The 21,529-nt window shown below is 48.1% G+C and carries 14 protein-coding genes; 3 read left to right on the forward strand and 11 right to left on the reverse strand.

From position 1 onward, the window contains the following. Positions 1–16: 16 nt before the first annotated feature. Both QUB20_RS07110 and QUB20_RS07115 read right to left on the reverse strand, forming a co-directional pair. On the reverse strand, positions 17–1,126 hold the full coding sequence (locus QUB20_RS07110; RefSeq protein WP_333208262.1) for a GGDEF domain-containing protein: 1,110 nt from the start codon (positions 1,124–1,126) through the stop codon (positions 17–19). Positions 1,127–1,545: 419 nt separating this feature from the next. After that, complete coding sequence (locus QUB20_RS07115; protein WP_333203908.1) at positions 1,546–2,040, reverse strand: DUF427 domain-containing protein; 495 nt, start codon at positions 2,038–2,040, stop codon at positions 1,546–1,548. Positions 2,041–2,151: 111 nt separating this feature from the next. Between QUB20_RS07115 and QUB20_RS07120 the strand changes: the two genes are divergently transcribed. Together QUB20_RS07120 and QUB20_RS07125 are read left to right on the forward strand one after the other, a co-directional pair. Next, positions 2,152–3,432 carry a GH25 family lysozyme gene (locus tag QUB20_RS07120; protein WP_333244542.1) on the forward strand — a complete coding sequence of 427 codons (1,281 nt, stop codon included), beginning with the start codon at positions 2,152–2,154 and terminating at the stop codon, positions 3,430–3,432. 886 nt (positions 3,433–4,318) lie between these two features. Next, entirely contained in the window at positions 4,319–6,277 is a 1,959-nt protein-coding gene (locus tag QUB20_RS07125; RefSeq protein ID WP_333244545.1) for a cation:proton antiporter domain-containing protein, read from the forward strand. A 49-nt stretch (positions 6,278–6,326) separates the two neighbouring features. Here the strand turns inward: QUB20_RS07125 and QUB20_RS07130 are convergent, their stop codons facing one another. From QUB20_RS07130 to QUB20_RS07170, 9 genes are all read right to left on the reverse strand, one after another. Beyond that, positions 6,327–9,173 carry a CHAT domain-containing tetratricopeptide repeat protein gene (locus QUB20_RS07130; RefSeq protein ID WP_333244548.1) on the reverse strand — a complete coding sequence of 949 codons (2,847 nt, stop codon included), beginning with the start codon at positions 9,171–9,173 and terminating at the stop codon, positions 6,327–6,329. Positions 9,174–9,586: 413 nt separating this feature from the next. Further along, on the reverse strand, positions 9,587–11,308 hold the full coding sequence (locus QUB20_RS07135; protein WP_333244551.1) for a S8 family serine peptidase: 1,722 nt from the start codon (positions 11,306–11,308) through the stop codon (positions 9,587–9,589). Between the two features lie 293 nt (positions 11,309–11,601). After that, positions 11,602–12,132, reverse strand: coding sequence for a hypothetical protein (locus QUB20_RS07140; protein ID WP_333244554.1), 531 nt, complete (start codon positions 12,130–12,132; stop codon positions 11,602–11,604). A gap of 638 nt (positions 12,133–12,770) precedes the next feature. Next, positions 12,771–15,587, reverse strand: coding sequence for a CHAT domain-containing tetratricopeptide repeat protein (locus QUB20_RS07145; protein ID WP_333244556.1), 2,817 nt, complete (start codon positions 15,585–15,587; stop codon positions 12,771–12,773). Positions 15,588–15,613: 26 nt separating this feature from the next. Further along, on the reverse strand, positions 15,614–16,396 hold the full coding sequence (locus tag QUB20_RS07150) for a DUF928 domain-containing protein (protein WP_333244560.1): 783 nt from the start codon (positions 16,394–16,396) through the stop codon (positions 15,614–15,616). Between the two features lie 445 nt (positions 16,397–16,841). After that, on the reverse strand, positions 16,842–17,066 hold the full coding sequence (locus QUB20_RS07155; RefSeq protein WP_333291265.1) for a hypothetical protein: 225 nt from the start codon (positions 17,064–17,066) through the stop codon (positions 16,842–16,844). Next, positions 17,024–18,907: a CHASE2 domain-containing protein gene (locus QUB20_RS07160; RefSeq protein WP_333291269.1), complete on the reverse strand. Its 1,884-nt coding sequence runs from the start codon at positions 18,905–18,907 to the stop codon at positions 17,024–17,026. Before QUB20_RS07160 ends, QUB20_RS07155 begins: the two co-directional genes overlap by 43 nt. Beyond that, positions 18,879–19,016: a hypothetical protein gene (locus QUB20_RS07165; protein WP_333291267.1), complete on the reverse strand. Its 138-nt coding sequence runs from the start codon at positions 19,014–19,016 to the stop codon at positions 18,879–18,881. The genes QUB20_RS07160 and QUB20_RS07165 overlap by 29 nt, the downstream gene beginning before the upstream one ends. A gap of 34 nt (positions 19,017–19,050) precedes the next feature. Further along, positions 19,051–19,722, reverse strand: a complete 672-nt coding sequence (locus QUB20_RS07170; protein WP_333244565.1) for a response regulator transcription factor — start codon at positions 19,720–19,722, stop codon at positions 19,051–19,053. 363 nt (positions 19,723–20,085) lie between these two features. On the opposite strand from QUB20_RS07170, the gene QUB20_RS07175 reads away from it, so the two are divergent. Further along, positions 20,086–20,904 (forward strand): class I SAM-dependent methyltransferase, encoded by an 819-nt coding sequence (locus tag QUB20_RS07175; RefSeq protein ID WP_333244568.1) that lies wholly within the window; start codon positions 20,086–20,088, stop codon positions 20,902–20,904. The last annotated feature ends 625 nt before the right edge of the window (positions 20,905–21,529 follow it).

Genomic DNA, 21,529 nt, shown 5'->3' on the forward strand with positions numbered 1-21,529 from the left:
TTTTCCAATCTAAAATCTAAAATCTAAAATCTAAAATTACTCGATCGCGCCCTAGGTCTTTAGCATGATAAAGCGCGCGGTCTGCCGCTGCAAGTAGGTTTTCCTGAGAAGTTTCGGGCTGAGGAAACGTGCTCGCTACCCCCAAACTCAGCGTCACGAAAGAACACACCGCTGAATTAAGGTGTTCGATTTCTAGTTCTTTGACGCAAACTCGAATTCGCTCTGCAATCCAAACAGCTATTTCAGACGAAGTGCGGGGTAAAATTACCGCAAATTCTTCACCTCCGTAACGAGCCACCAGAGTCTCCCCGGAAACTGCGCCTGCAGAGTAATGTACAGCCTCAACAATAGTTTTGGCTACCTGTTGCAAACAAGCATCTCCCGCCTGATGTCCGTAAGTATCGTTGTATTTCTTAAAAAAGTCAACATCGCATAAAATCAAAGATATTTCTGCCGCAGCTTCTCCCAATTCTTGCCATTCTTTTTGTAAGTATTCGTTAAAACAGTGGCGGTTGGCAATCTGAGTTAAGCCATCTAAGTTAGCAAGGCGATACAATTCTGAATTAGCTGCTTTTAATTGAGAATTAGCTGCTTCTAGCTCGGATTGCGTGACTGATAAATTGTAATAAAGTTCGCTCATAGACCAAGTAGCTTCTTGGTGAATTTGGGATAAAGCTACCCAGAGTTGATGCACGTCTAAAAGTCGGTAAACTTGAGGTTCTAACTGCACCACAATCGGCTCGTAAAGTAGTTCCGGCGGTCGCTGCACGGAGCGCTGAGCTGCCATGACAATTAAGGCTACTCCTGGTAAAATCAAACTATCGGTTTGAGCTATTTGATACAAGGCTATAATCGGTCTGCAAGCAAATATATCTACTCCGTAAGGGCGGCTCATGCGTTCCATAAATCGCCGACGCGATATCATCCCTAAAAATTCTCCATTTACGGTTAAGATAACTCCCGGAAGCAGCGGGTGAGATTGAAAAAACCGGGCTACTTCTTTGGCTAGATATGAGGAGTCAACCTGAAAATTGAATAGAGCCAGATCCTTAAGAGTAGACTCTAAAGATAAATTTTTGGGTGAGTTTTCTGGCGAGTTGGACGGCTCAATAAATTCAACAGACACAGCACAGATCCGAATAAATAAATAATAAAGAAGCAACAAAGCTAGTGTCAGATATTAACTTATACTAACATTTATTTATGAACAGTCACTGTATTCTTGACTACACTGTTTATTTCAAGGGATAAGCTGCTGCGTTAGCTTCTGCCTTGCCTGCATTGCATTACATTGATTCATCCTCACTCAATTAGAAAGCTATTGAATTAATTATTATTCATTTTTTTACTGTTGGCTTTTTGCGTCGTAAGAAAAAGATTTCAGAGCCATTCCTTAACTCATTCAAGGCGCTCACACACTCAAGAAACCTGGTTTTTATTTAAACCTGGGTCAAAGCTGTAACAATGTTTAAATAAAAAGACGTGGTTTCTGTCGCTGTTCTCAACTCAAAACTGAAAACTGAAAACTGAAAACTCAAAACTCCCTCACCACCCCCAAGTTCCTGGCCCTCCCTTAAACGGGCCGACAATATCTTTGGTAATCCAGCCGCCGTAAAAATCCCCTGGTTGAGATTGCACTAATTCCCCATCCACATAACAGGCATCCATCTTGCTCGGATAAAAAGCCACATAATCTTTAATAGCTGCAAAAACCTGATTAGGATTGGGATAAAACCAAGCAGCATTTACTACTTCTTTCGACTCTACCGTCACAGTGTAATAACCGGCTTGTCCCTTCCACTCGCACCAAGAGCCTCGTAAAGTTTTGTGCAAATATTCCATTTTGATGTCATCGGGGCAGATATAGTAGGCAGGAGGGTGACTGGTCTCCAATACCCGCTGAGGACGGCGCGTGTCGGCGATCGTCACTCCATTAAAAATTATCTGTACGTGTTTGGTCGATTCCTCAAGCCGAGGGGGACGTGGGTAATCCCAAACAGACTCTTGACCAGGGCCGGGCTCTATTCGATCGAAGTTCATTCGCACCATCTCCCCTCCAAAAAAACACTTAGCGACTTAGCATTACAATTTAATGTACCCTTAATCGAGTCGCTGCTTCAGACCAACCAGCTTTTTTCAACTCTTCACAATATGAGTATTCGCGGTATAGATGTTTCCGACTACCAGCCCAATGTCAATTGGCCAGCAGTTGCGCGGGATGGTATTACCTTCAGTTTTGTCAAATCGACCGAGGGTGCAACGTTCGTTGCCCAAACTTTCGCTCGCAATTGGGCGGCGATGAAAGCGGCGGGGATTCAACGCGGTGCTTACCACTTTTTTCAACCTGCAAGCAGCATTCAAGGACAAATAGATTTGTTCTTGAAAACTGTAAAACTCGAAGCGGGGGATTTGCCGCCAGTCTTGGATATCGAAACTACAGGCGGTTTGACGGCGACTCAATTGTGCGATCGAGCCGCAATTTGGTTAGAAGCAGTCGAAAAAGCCACGTTGATGCGGCCGATTATCTACACCTACCCCGGTTTCTGGGACAACCTGGGGACAACACGGTTTGCCGATTACCCGCTGTGGATTGCTCACTATACCAGTGCTGAGAAACCTTGGGTGCCCGGCGGCTGGAAAACTTGGACTTTTTGGCAGTACAGCGACAGCGGCAGTGTCTCCGGCGTATCGGGCAATGTAGACACCAATATTTATGAAAGCGTTCGAGAAGGCGCCCAAAGTTATAAAGTTGCAGACATCCAGAGGGAATTAAGAATTAAAGGTTTCTATCAAGGCGCGATGGACGCTAAATTTGGAGCTACCACCACAGCGGCGCTCATCTCGTTTCAGAAATCTCAAGGTCTCAATCCAGACGGCATTGCCAGCCTCAAAACCTGGGCCGCTTTGATGCGAAAATCTCCCAAAGTAATTGTCCCTCCTCCAGCGCCGACACCCGTCCCGCAGCCGACTCCTGCTCCGACTCCCACTCCCATCTCAGACGTGCGGCTGACTCAGGTATTCTCGTCTTATCAAGCTAAGGCTAGTCAAGATACTGCCTTAATTTGGCTGCAAAGTCAGGTTACTCCCTCTGTTTTAGGGGAATTTGCTCAAAAATGGCGGGCAACTACCTTACCTCCAGACAGTAATTTGCGATTGATAGATGTGGGCAAATTTTATCGCGGTTTAGCACAACAAGACCAAGCTTTAGATTGGCTGCAAAAACAACTTTCTCCGGCTATTATTAACGAGTTTGCACAAAAATGGCGAGCTCAATCTATTGTCACTAATTCTCCGATTCGGCTGATAGATGCGTGCAAATTTTATCGGGCCGCACCACAGCAAAACCAGGCTTTAGATTGGCTGGAAGGGCGAATTTCGCCGACCATTCTATCAGAGTTTTTTCGCAGGTGGCAGAATGCGAGTGGATTATAGATTATAGATTTTAGATAGACTCTACAGATGAATCTTGTGATGTAAAATTTTAGATGGGAACTCTACTCTAAAGATGAGTGTGGGAACGATCGATTAGATTATAGATTTTAGATTGACTCTACAGATGAATCTTGGGATTTTAGAATTTTTTAGATGGAAACTCTACTCTAAAGATGAGTCTGGGGGCGATCGATTTGAGATGTGAGCTTTTTAATTGGAGATTGACCGAAAGCATCCAGGATACAAGCCCCCGGATTTATTCCGAAAGCAGACTCAGGACCGGTGAAATAAAAAACCTGTAAGCTGTCGCGCATTTAAATTGTAGATTGAGGGCGGGCGGGACGCCCAACCCCTACTCCCCACAAGACTTTAAAAATTTTTGACATACCATTTAAATGCCGCAACAGCTTATCCGATGAAACTTGCCCCCCGAATTTATCCGTGGGGTCAATACTTCAATTCTAAAATCTAAAATCTAAAATCTAAAATCTAAAATCGATTGACTCCCCATCAAAATTCGTCAAATCCTCTCCCTCTGTGCCCGCATCCCCATCGGAGTCTCGAACATAACAGACAATCTCTGGCTTAAGCTGTCGCGCATTTAAATTGTATATTCAGGGCGGGCGGGACGCCCACCCCACAAGACTTTAATTTTTTTTGACATACCCTTTAAATGCCGCAACAGCTTAGCTACAGCTTACTCGCATCTTTGACGCCAAGAGAATTATCTGATAAAGTTATAGCGACTATCAAGGTTTTTTAATCTTATTGGGAAAAATCCAGGGCCGTGCCGAGTTTGTAAGCTGCGCCGAAAATAGCGCCTGCACTCCAATTACCCGCGATCGAACATTTAAAACTAAGCGGGCAGCCTGTAACAATTATATCTATGGAAATCCCCTTTAACATCACCCTGTTGATGGTCATGACCGTCATCTGTGGCATCAGCGCTCAAGTTATCGCCGCCTATCTGAAAGTTCCGGCGATCGTCTTTTTGCTGTTGTTTGGCATTTTAGCAGGCCCAGACTGCTTCGGAGTGCTGCACCCCAATCTGCTGGGCAGCGGTTTGGAAGTTATGGTATCCCTTTGCGTAGCTTTAATTCTGTTTGAAGGCGGCTTGAATTTGGAATTGCGAGATTTGGGCAAACTTTCCGGCAGCATCCGCAATTTAGTTACCGTAGGCACTTTAATTACGCTAATAGGCGGCGGAATGGCCGCACACTGGTTGGGGGAATTTCCCTGGCCGATCGCATTTTTGTATGCTTCTCTAGTAGTCGTCACAGGCCCGACAGTAATCGGCCCTTTGCTCAAACAAGTATCCGTTGACAAAAAAGTTGCCGCCTTGCTAGAAGCAGAAGGCGTTTTAATCGATCCTGTCGGGGCAATTCTGGCAGTATTGGTGCTGAATATTATTTTGAACGGCAATGCTGATTTGCTGGTTTTGTTCCGAGATTTAATCGTGCGACTCTTCGTTGGCGCACTCGTCGGAGTTGCGGGAGGTTGGTTGCTGGGATTCATCCTCAAGCGATCGCAATTTCTCTCAGAAGACCTCAAAAACTTAGTAGTTTTAGCCGGTTTGTGGGGGTTTTTCGGCTTAGCAGAAGAAATTCGCAGCGAATCGGGACTGATGGCAACAGTGGTATCCGGCATCGTCCTCAGAGCCGCTGCTGTGCCAGAAGAAAGGCTGCTGAGGAGGTTTAAAGGTCAACTCACAGTCCTGGCTATTTCCATGCTGTTCGTGCTGCTGGCGGCCGATTTATCCCTCGCTAGTGTGGTCGCGCTCGGTTGGGGAAGTTTGTTTACAGTTTTAGCTTTAATGTGGGTAGTGCGGCCGATCAACGTTTGGGTGTGTACTTGGAACAGCGGACTGAATTGGCGGCAGAAATTATTTGTTTGTTGGGTAGCGCCGAGGGGAATTGTCTCAGCGTCGATCGCATCTTTATTTGCAATTTTGCTCACCCAGCGGGGAATCAACGGTGGCGACTCGATTAAAGCCTTAGTTTTCCTAACAATTATTATGACAGTTTTCGTCCAGGGACTAACGGCCGGACGGATGGCTCAACTTTTGGGCGTCACCTCAAAATCTGCAACCGGCGCTGCAATTGTGGGGTCAAATCCTTTGAGCAGATTAATTGCTCGCTTGTTTCAAGAACGCGGAGAATCGGTGGCAATTATCGACACCAACCCGGAAGCTTGTGCACAAGCAGAACGAGAAGGTTTGCGGGTGTTTTTGAGCAGTGCTCTGGATCACAGCGTGTTAGAAGAAGCCGGACTGGAGTCGATGGGAACTTTTTTGGCAATGACTAACAACGGCGAGGTAAACTTAGTGTTAGCTCAGCGAGCAGCCGAGGAGTTTTCACCGCCGAGGGTTTTGGCAATATTCCCCAAAGATCCGCAAGCAAATACGCCTGCAAATCAGACTAAAATCAATCAAGCCTTTGTCTCTGATTTGTCGCTGAAGGATTGGAACGAATATTTGATCGATGGCGAAGTGAAATTGGGGGAAACTGAGTTAAAAACAGAGGGCTTGCAGTTTCAGATTGCTCACTTACAAGCTTTGGTTAAAGCCGGGGAGTTGGCGCCGTTGCTGGTGGAAAGGCAAGGATACTTGCAAGTAGTGTCGGCGACCCAGATTTGGCAAGCGGGCGATCGAATTATTTATTTGCTGTGCGATCGCAAACCGCAATTATTGAAAAGGTTGTCTGGTTCGTCGCAGTCTCGCTTGACTTTGGAAAAGCATCCGGTAGTTGAGAAAGTGCCGATTCCTTCTCCGGTTTTAGAGGAGGTTTTGGAGTCAGCAAAAATAGTTCCAGAGGATGAAATTTTGCAGCCGCCTGTTTCGCGATAAGGGTTTGTATCCCCGATCGTACTCTATAATCTGTTTGTCGCGATCGTCCTTACTCTGCCTCCCCAATCAAAGTAAATGCCGCCCAATCTCGTGGCTGAGGATGAGTTTTCATCGTGGTTAACATTGCCTGCCGCAATGCCTGTGCTTTGTCGGGATTATTTTGCAAATTTTGATAAAACGACTGCATCAATTCCGATGTCGGCGCATCGGGAACCGCCCATAAAGAAACAATCACACTCGGCACTCCTGCCGAAATCAAAGCGCGCGACAAACCAATTACTCCATCCCCGGTAATTCTGCCTTCTCCAGTGTTGCAGGCACTCAAAACGACTAAGCTTGCTTGCAGTTTCATATCGAAAATCTCTTCTGCGGTCAATAAGCCGTCATCGCTACCAGAAGGAGCCATAGCGATCGCACTTCCCAATCCGCGCACATCATCCAGCAATCCATGCGTTGCCAAGTGAATAATCGATGCTTGGGGCATTTTTTGAACGATCGCAGATTTTGTCCCTTGAGCGCCTATGATCGCTTGAGTATTGAGCAGAGGCGCGATCGCTCTAGCTTCAGCTTCAGCCCCAGGTAGAGGAGACAATCGCTGTTTGGGTTCTCCGAGATAGGCAGACACACTAGGCATGGTGGGATTGCCCAAGACTAGAGCGTTAGCGCTGTTGGGTGGCTTCTGTGCTAACTTCTGCCGTTGTTGTCGAGTCAAATCCAATACTTGAATCGAAGGGGCGGTGAGAATCGTGTGTTTTTCGATTAAGTAAGTGCCGTTGGCATCTTGCAGGGCGGGGAATGGCACCTGAAAAAGCGATCGTTGAGGAATGAAAATGACGCGGGCATTGGGGTCTTTGGGCAGAAGTGTTTGAATTGGATCGATCAGCAGTTGATGCAGCGTCGGTAAGTTGGGTTGGGGTTGGGTGGAGCCAAGAGTGCTGCGACTGCGGACAGCGAGGAATTCTTGATTGCCAACGATTAAGCTTCTTAGGGAGGCCTTGTGCTTCTGCCAGAGGGGTTTGAGGTCAAGCTCGCGGAACGCGATTTCGCCTGTCGGTTGAATCACCCAGATGTAAAGCGCGGATTCACGTCCTACTTGCTTGCCCTGAATCTGGAAGGCGTCGTAGATGATGGAATACTGCACCAAAGTGGCGTTCTGTGCTTTGGCGATTTGGCGGATTTGATCCCGGTTGGGAGCAGCGACGATGACCGAATTGGCATCACCAGAGGATAAGCGTTCTGTCAGGAGATCGACAAAGGCACGAGCACGTCCTCGTTCGGCAATTTCTAAGGCGGCGATCGGGTTATTCTGAGCCACCCTGACTTGTTGTAAAGCCCAATAGGTGCGAGCTTGTCCTTCAAAGATGGAGACTTTATTCGCGTCGTTGGAGCCGAGCATTTGCCGCATCGATTCCCAAACTTGAATGGCATTGACGAGCGTTTTTTCAGCTTCTGTGGGGTTGCCAGCTTTCAAGAACGCCAATCCAAGATTGTTGAGCGCCTTACCTTCCCCGTTGCGGTCTTTAATTTCGCGGGCGATGGCTAAACTCTGCTGTGCATAATCAATGGCTGTGACATAGTTGCCCAGATAGCTGTAAACGATTCCCAAATTGCCCAGTGCATTCCCTTCCCCGTTGCGGTCTTTAATTTCACGGGCGATGGCTAACTGTTGTTGCAAATACTCAATGGCTTTGGCATAGTCGCCCAGATAGAGGTAAGCATTTCCCAAATTGCCCAGTTCTGCACCTTCCCCTTGGCGGTCTTTAATTTCGCGGGCGATGACTAAACTCTGCTGTGAATACTCAATGCCTTTGGCATAGTTGCCCAAAGAGCTGTAAGCGATTCCCAAATTGCCTAGTGCATTCCCTTCACTGTGGTGGTCTTTAATTTCGCGGGCGATGACTAAAGTCTGCTGTGTATACTCAATGGCTTTCGCATAGTTGCCCAGATCGAGGTAAGCAATTCCCAAATTGCCGAGTGCAACACCCTCCCCTTGGCGGTTTTTAATTTCGCGGGCGATCGCTAAATGTTGCTGCCCATAATCAATGGCTTTGGCATAGTTGCCCAGAGAGTCGTAAGTACGTCCCAAATGGCCCAGTGCCACACCCTCCTCTTGGCGGTCTTTAACTTCGCGTGCGATGACTAAACTCTGCTGTGAATACTCAATGGCTTGGGTATAGTTGCCCAGATAGTAGTAAGCGTATCCCAAACGACCTAGGGCCTTACCCTCCCCAAAGCGGTTTTTAATTTCGCGTGCGAGCGCTAAATATTGCTGTGAATACTCAATGGCTTTGGCATATTCGCCCACAGCGAGGTAAGCGACTCCCAAATTGCCTAGTGCCAGACCTTCACTTTGACGGTTTTTAATTTCGCGGGCGATCACTAACCACTCCCGTGAATACTCAATGGCTTTGACATAGTTGCCCAGAGAGCGGTAAGCAACTCCCAAATTGACCAGTGCTGCACCCTCCCTTTCGCGGTCTTTAAGTTCGCGGGCGATGGCTAAATATTGCTGTGAATACTCAATGGCTTTGGCATATTCGCCCAGAGCGAGGTAAGCGTTTCCCAAATTGCCCAGTGCTATATCCTCCACTTGGCGATTTTTAATTTCGCGTGCCATCGCTAAACCCTGCTGTGTATACTCAACGGCTTTGGCATAGTTGCCCAAAGAGCTGTAAGCGGTTCCCAAATTGACCAGTGCATTACCCTCCCTTTGGCGGTTTTGGAGGGCGCGATAAATTTGCAGTGCCTGTTGCCAGGAATTCAGCGCTGCTTGGAATTGGCTAGTTTGATACTGTTGAAGCCCCTGCTGAAACAGCCGATCGGCCTCTACTTGACGAGCATCGGTAGTTTGAGCGATCGCTGGGAAGAGAGAGTCAGGAGTAGTTAATAGGGACATAGTGGCAAGCAGGAACAGGGAAATGGAAGCTAGGAAAACATTAGTGAGCCTAGAGTGGGTTGATTTGAGCCGCTTAAATGGGGAATACAGCATAGGATTCTAGAGTTGGAATTTAGAGAATTAGCCCGATCGCTCTTTCTGCCGTCGTGGTGCGATCGCCTCAATCTGCCACAGGCGATCGACCTTCATAGAAGCTTACTCTGTCTCCCCGATCTCGCGGCTGGGAATAGGGACTCTAATCTGAATTAGACGACTATTTTAGCGATCGGGCGATCGGCTTGAATCAAACCATTATCCAGTGGCATAGTCAAATCCAACCTCAAAACCTGGCGTGTTTGGAGCGTTCATATCCAGAGCCGTCTGCTAAATATGCTCTATTAATGTCCGCTGGACTTAAGTGAGGATTTGCAATGCTATCCTGTTAACCCATTTCTATTAGCTGTTGTCGTCAAAATGTGCTCAACTTGAGCCGGAGTTAAAGTCGGATTGGCACTCAAAACTAAAGCCGCTACACCCGCTACCTGTGGCGTTGCAAAAGACGTACCAGTTCTGAGTTCATAATCCTCATCAGGAGTAGTAGAAACTATCTCTACTCCCGGAGCAACTAAGTAATCTAAAGGTCTGGAACCCGCCCGGTTAGAGCTATCAGCCATGCGGCCTCTTACATCAATGCTGCCCACTGCAATTCCCAAGCTATCGGCATTACGAGCTGGATAAGCTGGTTGGATGTCACCCGTATTTCCGGCTGCTATCACCACAACAGAGCCTTTGTTATTTGCATACTGAATTGCGTTATTTACTACGTTGGAAGGGACAAACTCATTTCCCAAGCTGAGATTAATTACATTGGCTCCATTATCAGCAGCATAGCGGATTCCAGCAGCAATATTATTCACCGATCCGCTACCAAAGGCGGGCAACACTCTGACAGGCATAATCTTAGCATTGGGCGCAACTCCTGTGATGCCAAAATCATTTCGTTCCGCCGCGATCGCACCTGCTATGTGAGTCCCGTGACCGTTGAAACTCATATCCATTGGGTTGTTGTCGCTTGCCACAAAATCCCAACCCCGAATATCATCAATATATCCGTTGCCATCGTCATCAATGCCATTTCCAGCAATTTCACCAGGGTTCCGCCAAATATTGTCATCCAAGTCAGGATGGGTGTAGTCAACACCACTATCCACGACAGCTACAACAATCCCATTTCCTGTAATGTTCTGATTCCAAACTTCCGGTGCATTTATGACATCTAGCGCCCAATTATTCCCGCCCAAATTGGGGAGAGCAGGGAAAGGATTTGAACTGTTCAAGGTGCTGGAAACTGCTGCATTTGCATTCACCAAACCGTAGCCGTAATTACTATTAAAAGGGCCGCTAGGTGTGGGAATATTTAGTTCAGGAATAGAGGTGGCAGAAAGATTCAGGTTGTAATTAGTAGAGTTGCTTAAGAAGCTATAAACTTGGACATAGTATGTCCCTGCCTCCAGATTGGATACATTAATGACATCGGGGACAGTGCCACTCTCAAGAGAGTAGTCAATAATTTCCCCTAAATCAACTCTACCGTTGCCGTTTCTATCTTGAATTAACCGTACATCAGCATCCGCTCTCAAACCGTCTAGACGCAGGCTAAAATTGCTCCTAGTGTTGAGCTCGAATCGGTAGAAATCGTCCCGATCGCCTAGGCCCACAAAATCAGTTAAACTGATGCTACCATTCTGAACGCCAACAACATTACGAGCTGTCGAAAGAGTGTTACCTGGATCGGCGAAATTTAACTGGGAAGCAGAAATCATTCCTGTTAGCGGATCTGCGTTTGCTAGCGCCGATTCTGACTGCGGTTTGAGTTGAGCATCGGCGACATCGCCAGTAACTCGATCGCTCGCAGGGAAACTGAAGCCAGCGCCTGCATTAGCTGCAATAAAATCTGCTATCTGTGTCTGTTGGTCGAAGCTGGATGCTGTGGGATTAGTCAAGCTAGATTCAGCGCTATAACCAGGAATATTCAATGGATCGATCGCTGAGTTGAGCAAGTCGCTGTTAGCCGGAAATGTTGATGGAGCGAGCTCCTTTGGCTGTTGATTGAAATAAAGGCGATCGTTAGGATTGGTTGTGGTGATGTCTAACATAATTTTAAAACCCCGATATTTTGATTCATTCTTGAGTTAAATCTTAAGCCGCCCAGATGGGAAAATCATTCGTTCTACCCACAGACTTGATTAAGTATGAGTGCAAAATAGATTGCGGGAAAGTGCAAAGTATGTGAATATGTAGAGTAGATGGTTCACTTCCATCGGTTTTGAGATTGAAGCGCGATCGCGAATAAAGATTCATTCCACAGTCCTTAGCGGGAATTAATTCCCTGTCTCATAGCGCAAGTCCTCTCAAAGAGGACTGAAGAAGATAACTCATTAGTCCTCTTTCAGATATAAATGAATTCCACTATCAAATAGAAAGATCGATCTTCCTGAAAGCGAGCTAACAGTTCCGGTATGCGATCGGGCATATCTTCATCTTCCGCAAGATAAGTATCGCTAAACTCGGTACTTACCAAATGTTCGGTAATTCGGTAACACATTCGCAGTTTGCTGTCCAGCATCGGATCTGGCGGTACGGGGGGTTGACTTTTTTGTACAGATTCCGACTGCACGCTTTGCTGTGCCACTCTGATCGCGGACTCCCACAAATTTTTGTTGCGGACTCTTTCGTCCGGGTCGATAATTCCTGCATCTTTCAATACCTCTGTCAGCAATTTCCACAAATGATAAGCAACGTATCGCGCTAAGTAGCATATTTCATAGTTCCGCGCGATCGCATAATTATTCTTGATTTCTTGGTATGTCAAACCATCTAACACTCCTTGAATAATTGCTCGCTGTAAGCCGTTCAATGGTTCGCCTCTCTTTTCCTGTACCAGGTTATCTAGAATGTTTGTAGCTGATTCTGCATTCATAAAGTTACGCAGTAAGTTGACAGTTGACAGTTGACTTAAATCTTAAGCAACCCAGATGGGAAAATCATTCGTTCTACCCACAGACTTGATTAAGTATGAGGTGCAAAATAGATTGCGGGAAAGTGCAAAGTATGTGAATATGTAGAGTAGATGGTTCACTTCCATCAGTTTTGAGATTAAAGCGCGATCGCGAACAAAGATACATTCCATAGTCCGCCAGGGAATTAATTCCCTGTCTCATAGCGCAAGTCCTCTAAAAGAGGACTGAAGAATATAAGTCATCAGTCATCTTTCAGACAGGATTTACGCACTCAGACCAAAGAAACCGGGTTTTTTACCGAATCTGCGGGTCACAACGCGTCTTCTCGAAAAAACCCGGTTTCTGGGCCCCATGCGTAAGTCCTAGAGATATAAATGTCGCTTTTAGGCGAAGTCTAGACCCCCCTAAATACCCCTTAAGAAGGGGAGTAGGGGTTGACTTTGAATGTTCTTGTTCCCCCTTCTTAGGTCGGGGAACTTTGACAACTTCTTGTCCCCCCCTTCTTAAGGGGGGCTAGGGGGGATCGGGATTTAATAGTTAAACAGCAGTCCCCGATCGCGATAAAAATATCGATATCCAATCCATTATTAATAAAAACTTACTCTGCCTCCCCAATCAAAGTAAATGCCGCCCAATCTCGCGGCTGGGGATGAGTTTTCATCGTAGTTAACATTGCTTGCCGCAATGCCTGTGCTTTGTCGGGATTATTTTGCAAATTTTGATAAAACGACTGCATCAATTCCGATGTCGGCGCATCGGGAACCGCCCATAAAGAAACAATCACACTCGGCACTCCTGCCGAAATCAAAGCGCGCGACAAACCAATTACTCCATCCCCGGTAATTCTGCCTTCTCCAGTGTTGCAGGCACTCAAAACGACTAAGCTTGCTTGCAGTTTCATATCGAAAATCTCTTCTGCGGTCAATAAGCCGTCATCGCTACCAGAAGGAGCCATAGCGATCGCACTTCCCAATCCGCGCACATCATCGAGCAATCCATGCGTTGCTAAGTGAATGATCGATGCTTGGGGCATTTTTTGGACGATCTGGGCTTTTGTCCCTTGTGCACCTGTGATGGCTTGGGTGTTGAGCAGAGGCGCGATCGCGATCGCTTCAGCTTCGGCCCCAGGTAGAGGAGACAATTGCTGTTTCGGTTCTCCCGGAGAGAAAGACACGCTTGGCATGGTGGGATTGCCCAAGACTAGAGCCCTGCTGCTGTTAGCTGGCTTCTGCGCTAACTTCTGTCGTTGTTGTCGAGTCAAATCCAATACTTGAATCGAAGGGGCGGTGAGAATCGTGTGTTTTTCGATTAAGTAAGTGCCGCCAGAGTCTTGCAGGGCGGGGAAGGGCACCTGGAACAGGGAACCTTGAGGAATGAAAATGACGTGGGCATTAGGATCTTTGGGTAGCAGGCTGGCAATGGGATCGATTAGCAGTTGATGCAGTGTCGGTAAGTTGGGTTGGGGTTGGGCAAAACCAGTGCTGCTGCGACTGCGGACAGCGAGAAATTCTTGATTGCCAACGATTAAGCTGGCTAGAGAGGCGTTGTGTTTTTGCCAAAGGGGTTGAAGGTCTACCTCGCGGAAGGTAATTTCACCCGTAGGTTGAATTACCCAAATGTAAATCGCGGATTCACGCCCTAGTTGTTTGCCCTCAATCTGGAAGGTGTCGTAGATGATGGAATACTGAACCAAAGTGGCGTTCTGTGCTTTGGCGATTTGGCGGATTTGCTCGCCGTTGGGAGCAGTGGCGATGACCGAATTGGCATCACCAGTTGATAAGCGTTGTGTCAGTAGATCGACAAAGGCACGGGCACGTCCCCGTTCGGCAATTTCTAAAGCGGCGATCGGGTTATTCTGAGCCACCCGGACTTTTTCTAACATCCTATAAGTGCTAGCTTGTCCTTCAAAGATGGAGACTTTATTCGCATCGTTGGAGCCTAGCATTTGACGCATCGATTCCCAAACTTGAATGGCATTGACGAGCATTTTTTCAGCTTCTGTTGGGTTGCCAGCTTTTAAGAACGTCGCTCCAAGGTTGTCGAGCGCCGTACCTTCTCCAAGGCGGTCTTTAATGGAGCGGGCGATGGCTAAGCGCTGCCGTGTATACTCAATGGCTTGGGGATAGTTGCCCAGAGAGCGGTAAGCAAATCCTAAATTGCCCAGTGCCCTACCCTCTCCAAGGCGGTCTTTAGTTTCGCGGGCGATGGCTAAGCACTGCTGTGCATACTTGAGGGCTTGGGCATAGTTGCCCAGAGAGCGGTAAGCGATTCCCAAATTGCCCATTGCTGCACCTTCCCCTCGGCGGTCTTTAATGGAGCGGGCGATGGCTAAACTCTGCTCCATATACTCGATGGCTGTGACATAGTTGCCCAGAGAGAGGTAAGCGGCTCCCAAATTGCCCAGTGCAGCACCTTCCCCTTGGCGGTCTTTAATGGAGCGGGCGATAGCTAAATGTTGCTGTGCATACTCAATGGCTTGGGGATAGTTGCCCAGAGAGCTGTAAGCGATTCCCAAATTCCTCAGTGCAGCACCTTCCCCTTGGCGGTCTTTAATGGAGCGGGCGATAGCTAAATGTTGCTGTGAATACTCAATTGCTTTAGCATAGTTGCCCAGAAAGCGGTAAGCAACTCCCAAATTGCCCAGTGCTGAACCTTCCCCGTAGCGGTCTTTAATGGAGCGGGCGATAGCTAAAGTCTGCTGTGTATACTCAATGGCTTTGCCATAGTTGCCCAGAGAGAGGTAAGCTGCTCCCAAATTGCCCAGTGCCCTACCTTCCCCGTAGCGGTGTTTAATTTCACGGGCGATGGCTAACCACTGCTGCAAATACTCAATGGCTTTGGCATAGTCGCCCAGATAGTGGTAAGAGGTTCCCAAAATACGCAGTGCATTACCCTCCCTTTGGCGGTCTTTAATTTCGCGAGCGATGGCTAACCACTGCTGTGAATACTCAATGGCTTTGGCCGAGTTGTTCAGAGAGTGGTAAGCGAGTCCCAAATTGCCCAGTGCATTCGCTTCCCCAAGACGGTCTTTAAGTTCGCGGGAGATCGCTAAATTCTGCTCCATATACTCGATGGCTTTGGCATTGTTGCCCAGAAAGCGGTAAGCGACTCCCAAATTGCCCAGTGCTGCACTTTCCCCGTAGCGGTTTTTGATGGCGCGATAAATTTGCAGTGCCTGCTGGAACGAATTCAACGCTGCTGGGAATTGGCTAGTCTCAAGCTGTTGAATTCCTTGCTCCACAAGCCGATCGCCCTCTGCTTCACTAACCTCGATCGCCTGAGCAACAACCGGGAGTTGAGAATGCTGAGGAATATAAAAGGCAACAGACAAAAAGCAAAAGGCGAGGGGAAAAAGGAAGCCCGATCGCACTTTACGATCGCTGGATTTAAGCAGTTTTAGCGAGAAAGATTTCATAGGATTTAGTCTTTGGATTGCGAAAGTTAGCGCTGTCCTTGGCGCTGTTGTTTGATCGCCCTAATTTGCTTCAATCGATCGCTCCAATCTTTCAAAGGTTCGGCTTCCGAACTAGCAAGAGAATCTAGCAATTCCAGCACAGCCGCTTGGTTTTGAGAAGTCTCAGAGGCTTTGCGCGCTTCGGCGATCGCGTCATACCACAGCCCAGACTCCGCATAAAGGTCAATCCGCTGTTGGGGAGTTTGCGCGCCTGCAAGTTGAGTCTGCAACGATGCAGCAGGCGCAACGACTTGGATTTCTGCCGCCGCCACCACATTTCTCGAAGGAACATTCCGATCGCACACCAACACCACTTGCCACTGATAGGATTGCCCGATCGACAGTTGGGGCAGATTTGAGGGCAAAGCAACCGACATGATTCCTGGCTGACTCTGCATCTCGGTTCTGTAGAGTGCTTGTCCCGTGCGAGTAAAGAGCCGGAATTGCAGCGGACGAGGAGTGCGATCGGGTACAAACCAGGTAAAAGTCGGATGCCCAGAAATCGTCTGTCCCACATGGCTAAACGGCACTAAGGCAGTCAATCTCGCCGATGAATTAGCTTCGCAACTGCCCCCGCGAGTGGTATTCGTGCCCGTTTCTTTCGGTTTAGAAGGGTTTTCAGGAGGAGTGTATTGTGCCAGCGCTACAGGAGCGATCCAGAACGAAACACTCAGCATTAAACTCGCAAGGCCCGCAGAGTAAACGGTTCGACGCTTCAACTCGTGAGTCATCATCGCAATCCCCTCTGTAACTATTTCTACAGTAATCATCAATACACAAACACAATAGAGGACTACCCGCAAGCGTCCTTTGCGGGAAGGTGCAAAGATATTGGTGTCAGCTTAAGGGCAAACCCTTAGTCCGGCAGTCCGGCAGGGGTTTAAACCCCTGCCTCAAAGCGAAAGTCGTCTGAAGACGACTAATGAGTTCTTCAGTCCTCTTTGAGAGGACTTTCGCTATGAGACAGGGAATTCATTCCCGCTTAGGACTGACGGGCGGACGGAAGGGCTCGGTGGACTCACAGCAGTCCGACAGGGGTTTAAACCCCTGCCTCAAAGCGAAAGTCGTCTTCAGACGACTAATGAGTTCTTCAGTCCTCTCAAAGACAACTAATGAGTTCTTCAGTCCTCTTTAAGAGGACTTTCGCTATGAGACAGGGAATTCATTCCCGCTTAGGACTGCCGGGTGGGCGGGAGGACTGGGTGGACTGACAGCTTAAGTTGAAACGCTTTGGGCATTGCCGTATCCAGAGTTGCCCTGTTGTCGATCGTTATATCTGAGCTCTTGAACCATTCTCAAGAACGGGCCCCAGAGCCCGTTCCACAAAGAGTGAATTTCTTGTGGAACGGGCCCCAGAGCCCGTTCATAAACGATTTGACAAGCGTGAACCCAACCAATTACCAGAACCACCGCCGTTTCGCTGACCAAGTTAACTCGCACACTGTCCCCTTCGGTTGATTCGGGTAGCGCCGAAATGCTCCGCCTAACTGTTTGGCTAAGTTCTTTGCAAGCTGGGTTCCTAATCCTGAAGGTTGAAGTTTAGGGTTTGGATCTTCGGTTATCTCCCTGTCTCGATCCATTTGGGCCAAGCTAAGCGTTTCTGACTGAGACGGTTTCCCCCTACCATTATCCGCCACCCGAATCACCTGCCGATCGCCCTCCTGAGTGCAAATTACGGTCAAGCGAGTGGCTTCGATCGCGTGTTTCCCCACATTGCAGAGCGCTTCTTCCAGAAAGCGGCAGAGTGCTCGCTTGTGTTCCAACCGCAGATGTGAGGTGTTCAAAGGATCGAACTGCACAATTTTGAATTTGAGCGTTTTGAGATAAGGCAGTTCTTGTTCGAGCGTGTTGCAATAGACTTTGTAGAGCAATTCATGCAATGGAGCCTGCAGGGCTAATTCGATCGCACTTCCCATTCGCAAATGCGGTTCATCTGCGATCGCATCTCGCTGCACTGAGCCGTAAACTGCCCGTAATTCTTGATTCAGGCGTTGCAACTCCGGTAGAAACGGCGGCGGTGGATCTTGCTCCCCAACTGTTCTCAAAATCACCACTAATGTTTGTAAAGGCCCGCTATGAATCGCATTAAAAGTTTGTTCGATCGCAAATTGACGTTCCTCCAAGCGCAGTCGGAGTTCCTGTTCGTGGCGATAAAATAACGCTGCCGTCAACCCAACCCCATTCAACACGAGTACGAGCAATACAGGTACGATTGGCACCCACCATCCCAAAAGAATGAACCAGTAACAGAGCGCGATCGGGGTAATACTAGCGATTAAGAGCCCGATCACAATTTTCCAGGGCGATCGCAGAAATCGTCCCAAACTCATCCCCAAGAGTCCCCAGACCGCAATCCAGAGCGTTTCCCAGCCCTCCCCCCAAACCTGAAGCAACGGTCGCCGATCGAGCACCGCGCTAATCATCTGGCTGGTTTCGTGGGCCTGCATTTCGACTCCGTAAATCCGTCCGGGATTGATGCCTGCGATCGCACCTGAACTTGCCAGATCCTTCGCGCTAAAAGACATCATCCCAATCAGCACAATTTTGCCTCGAATCCAGTTCGGCTCTACTTGTCCTGCCTTGATTTGCTCCAGGGAAAGCACGCGAAATGGCATTGTCCCGCTGCGAACATTCAGTAAAATCTGGTTGCCGCCAGCATCCGCCCCCACATATCCGCCAGAGTTTGACTGCACTCTGGTCAATTCAATGCTGCCAAAGCGCTTCGCCTCCCGATCGCGAATTCCATTACCTAGCTTAATTCCTCGGGTTGCTAAATAGAGTTCTGCCAGCCGGATTGCGAAGGAAAAACGGTATTCCTGCTGATGGCTACCAGTGCCCAATAAACTGCGGCGCTGGTAGCCATCCGCATCGAGTACGAAATCTGCAAAGCCAACCTGTTCGGGTGGTAGTGCGGGCGGAGGTGCGACGGTAAAGCCACTGCGATCGGGCAAAGCAATCTCCACTCCGATCGTATTCTTGCTGCTGCGAAACACCGATGTCAGTTCAGCATTACCCGGTTCAACCGGAATATCGCGGACAATATCCAGCCCGATCGCGATCGGTTGATAGGCCTGCAAGCGTTTGAGTAAATCGGCAATATCGCGATCGGGAATCGGATAAGTTCTAGCGCGTTGAATATCCTCCTCAGTGATGCCGACAATTACAATCCGTTCATCCATTGGCTCAGGAGGACGCAAACGCAGAAATCGATCGAACGCAACCAACTCCCAAAACTGAAGCGCACCGCTCAATCTAGCCATCATCACAGCGACAATCACCATCAACCCTGGAAGCGAGCCGCGCCGCCAAGTCGAGATATCTGCTTTCACTGCTTGTTCTCGATCGGGCTTCAATAATAGACATCTCCAATAATTCTTGTGGAACAGGCATCTTGCCTGTTCTGGACTTGGTATTCGGTCGAGGCCTAATCAATCAATCCTTGTTCCCTAGCTCGCACTTCCGTTTGAATCCGCAGATTTTTGTCATTTTCGGTATGCACATCTAGCACATCTCGAATCTTACTCCAGTAACACTGCACAGTGCGTTCAGAAACATTCATCCGTTTGGCGATCGCAGTATCCTGCAAGCTCTCGTGAAAAGCAAATTGCAACACCTGCATCCAGGCCGGTTTGAGTTGCAGCCCGTTGCGGATCTCTCTGGGTGTATAAATCCGCTCGTGCAGCGCCCAATCAACCATTGCTAGCAAGTCTTTGATCGGGTGGCTCTTATCGACAACTGTGAAGCCGCCCATGTGATTGTCGATCGACGGTTTCAGCCAAACTAAAGTCCGAACATGGGCACTCTGCACCACAATATTCAGACTCGGATACTTATCCATCAACGTTTTGAGAAGTTGAAGCCCTGAATTCGCTTGCGCCGTTTCGCCGATCGTCTCTGGCATCACCAGATCCACAATCACCAAATCCGGGGTTCTCTGCGCTATTTGCTCAAGGGCTGCCTGAGCCGTCGAAGCCGTCAGAATGTCTGCCTCTGGATATTCTTGCTTCAGAATGTTAAGCGTGCCACCTAACACCATCGCATGGTCATCCACAACTAAAAAGGTTCGTTTTTCAGATTGAGCTAGAGTTTTGGGCATAGTGCATAAAATAAAAATAGTAAGGGATGCGGGAAAATCAGCATCTTTAGTTTAGGTAATCCGTCATCTTCTTACAATAGAGGAATTACCGGGTTTCCGTCCTGCATCTGTCCGCCAAATGTAGTTGTGGATGTCGGCAACGAGAATTGCGCTAAAGCGCAATTCTGATGATTGTGTTGCAAAATCCGCACTTCCTCGTCCTGTATTCATCTCTCTCTTCTCGAACTCTGCGTTCTCTGCGTCCTCTGTGGTTAAATCATTCCCATGCCACCGGAAACGATCTTACGCACAGATAACTCGATCGGAGATTTGATTATATTTCTATTATAATCCTGGTATCCTAGTAAGAATAAGGATAATTTCATGCCAGCAGAAGGTTCGTATCAAGCAAACACGTACAATCTGGAACTTGACGCAGAAATTCAACGGTTAAAAGCTCAAGTTCTCCTCAGTTGGGAAAAGGAAGCGCGCACTTTAAAGTGGTTCGGTTTAGCCGACGGGATGAAAGTTTTGGAAGCGGGTAGCGGGCCTGGATTTTTCACCGAAAAACTGTTAGAATTGCTGCCAAACAGTTCGGTAACAGCGGTAGAAATTGACCCGGTACTGCACGAAAAAGCAGTAGCATATTTGCAGGACAAAGGGGGCGATCGAGTAAATCGCATCCAAGCATCGGTTGCGGATACTGGTTTGGTGGCTAACACTTTCGATTTTGCGATCGCCCGTTTGCTGTTCGTTCACCTTCCCGATCCCGTCGCAGCAGCTAGAGAAATATTCCGCATCTTGAAGCCTGGGGGAAAACTGGTGATTATCGATAGCGACGCGGATCTGTTTTGGCTGACAAATCCACCGTTGTCAGTCGAGATTGTCCGCGAGAAATTCAAGCAGGTGATGGCGTCGCGGGGCGGCGATTTATGCGTCGGGCGAAATCTGTGCCGCATTCTCAAAGAAGCTGGGTTTGTTAGCGTTGATTTAGAAGCGGTTGTTAGCCACAGCGATATCATCGGAATTAAGGCGTTTCAACCTTTGCTTGACTCCGGGCCCATTTTGCAAATGGTCAAACAAGGGCTGATTTCAGAGTCGGAAATAGCCAGCTATCTGGTTTCGCGGGATGAGTTTGTCGCTGCGGGCGATCGATCGATGATGAGTTTTTGGTTGATGGCGTGCGGGGAAAAAAATCAATAAAATTAAGACCAATTTTTCACAAAACATTGATGTTCTGCCGCAGCAAAAACTCTAGCACTCTCGCTAAATTCCCAGCTAACAAAGCAAACTTATCTAACAGTAAAACAATAAAAAGTTCCCACAATAAATTCTGCCATCGCTATTAGGTTAAAGCTGCAGGTATAGCTCTAGAATCGTATCATATCAAATCGGCTAGCATCGTCGGGGGTAAAATCCAGTCAACCGTCAACAATCACGGACGGTGCAACCGGACTCGATCTAATTCATCTGCGTTAATCTGTGTTTATCTGCCCTCATCTGCGGTTAAAAAAAGAGAATGTATTAACCGCCCCGGACAAAGGAGTGACGCTGATTCACGCCGATGAAGAGAATAGAGATAAGAATAATTCCGGTCCTAATACCAATTTAATGTGAAGTTGCACATATCTCGATCCCCCTAAATCCCCTTGATTGTTGGGGAGTAGGGGTTGACTTTGAGAAGAATCTTGTCCACCCCCTACTCCCCCTTAGTAGGGGCGGTGCGACCCCTACTCCCCGTGCCCGCCCTTGGCTAGCAGGGTGGATTAATTGTCCCCAAGTAAATTATAATAGTCGAGCGCGAGCGGCTCGAGTCCGCTCGCGCTCG

The organism is Microcoleus sp. B4-C2 (assembly GCF_036705265.1).
Lineage (GTDB): Bacteria > Cyanobacteriota > Cyanobacteriia > Cyanobacteriales > Microcoleaceae > Microcoleus.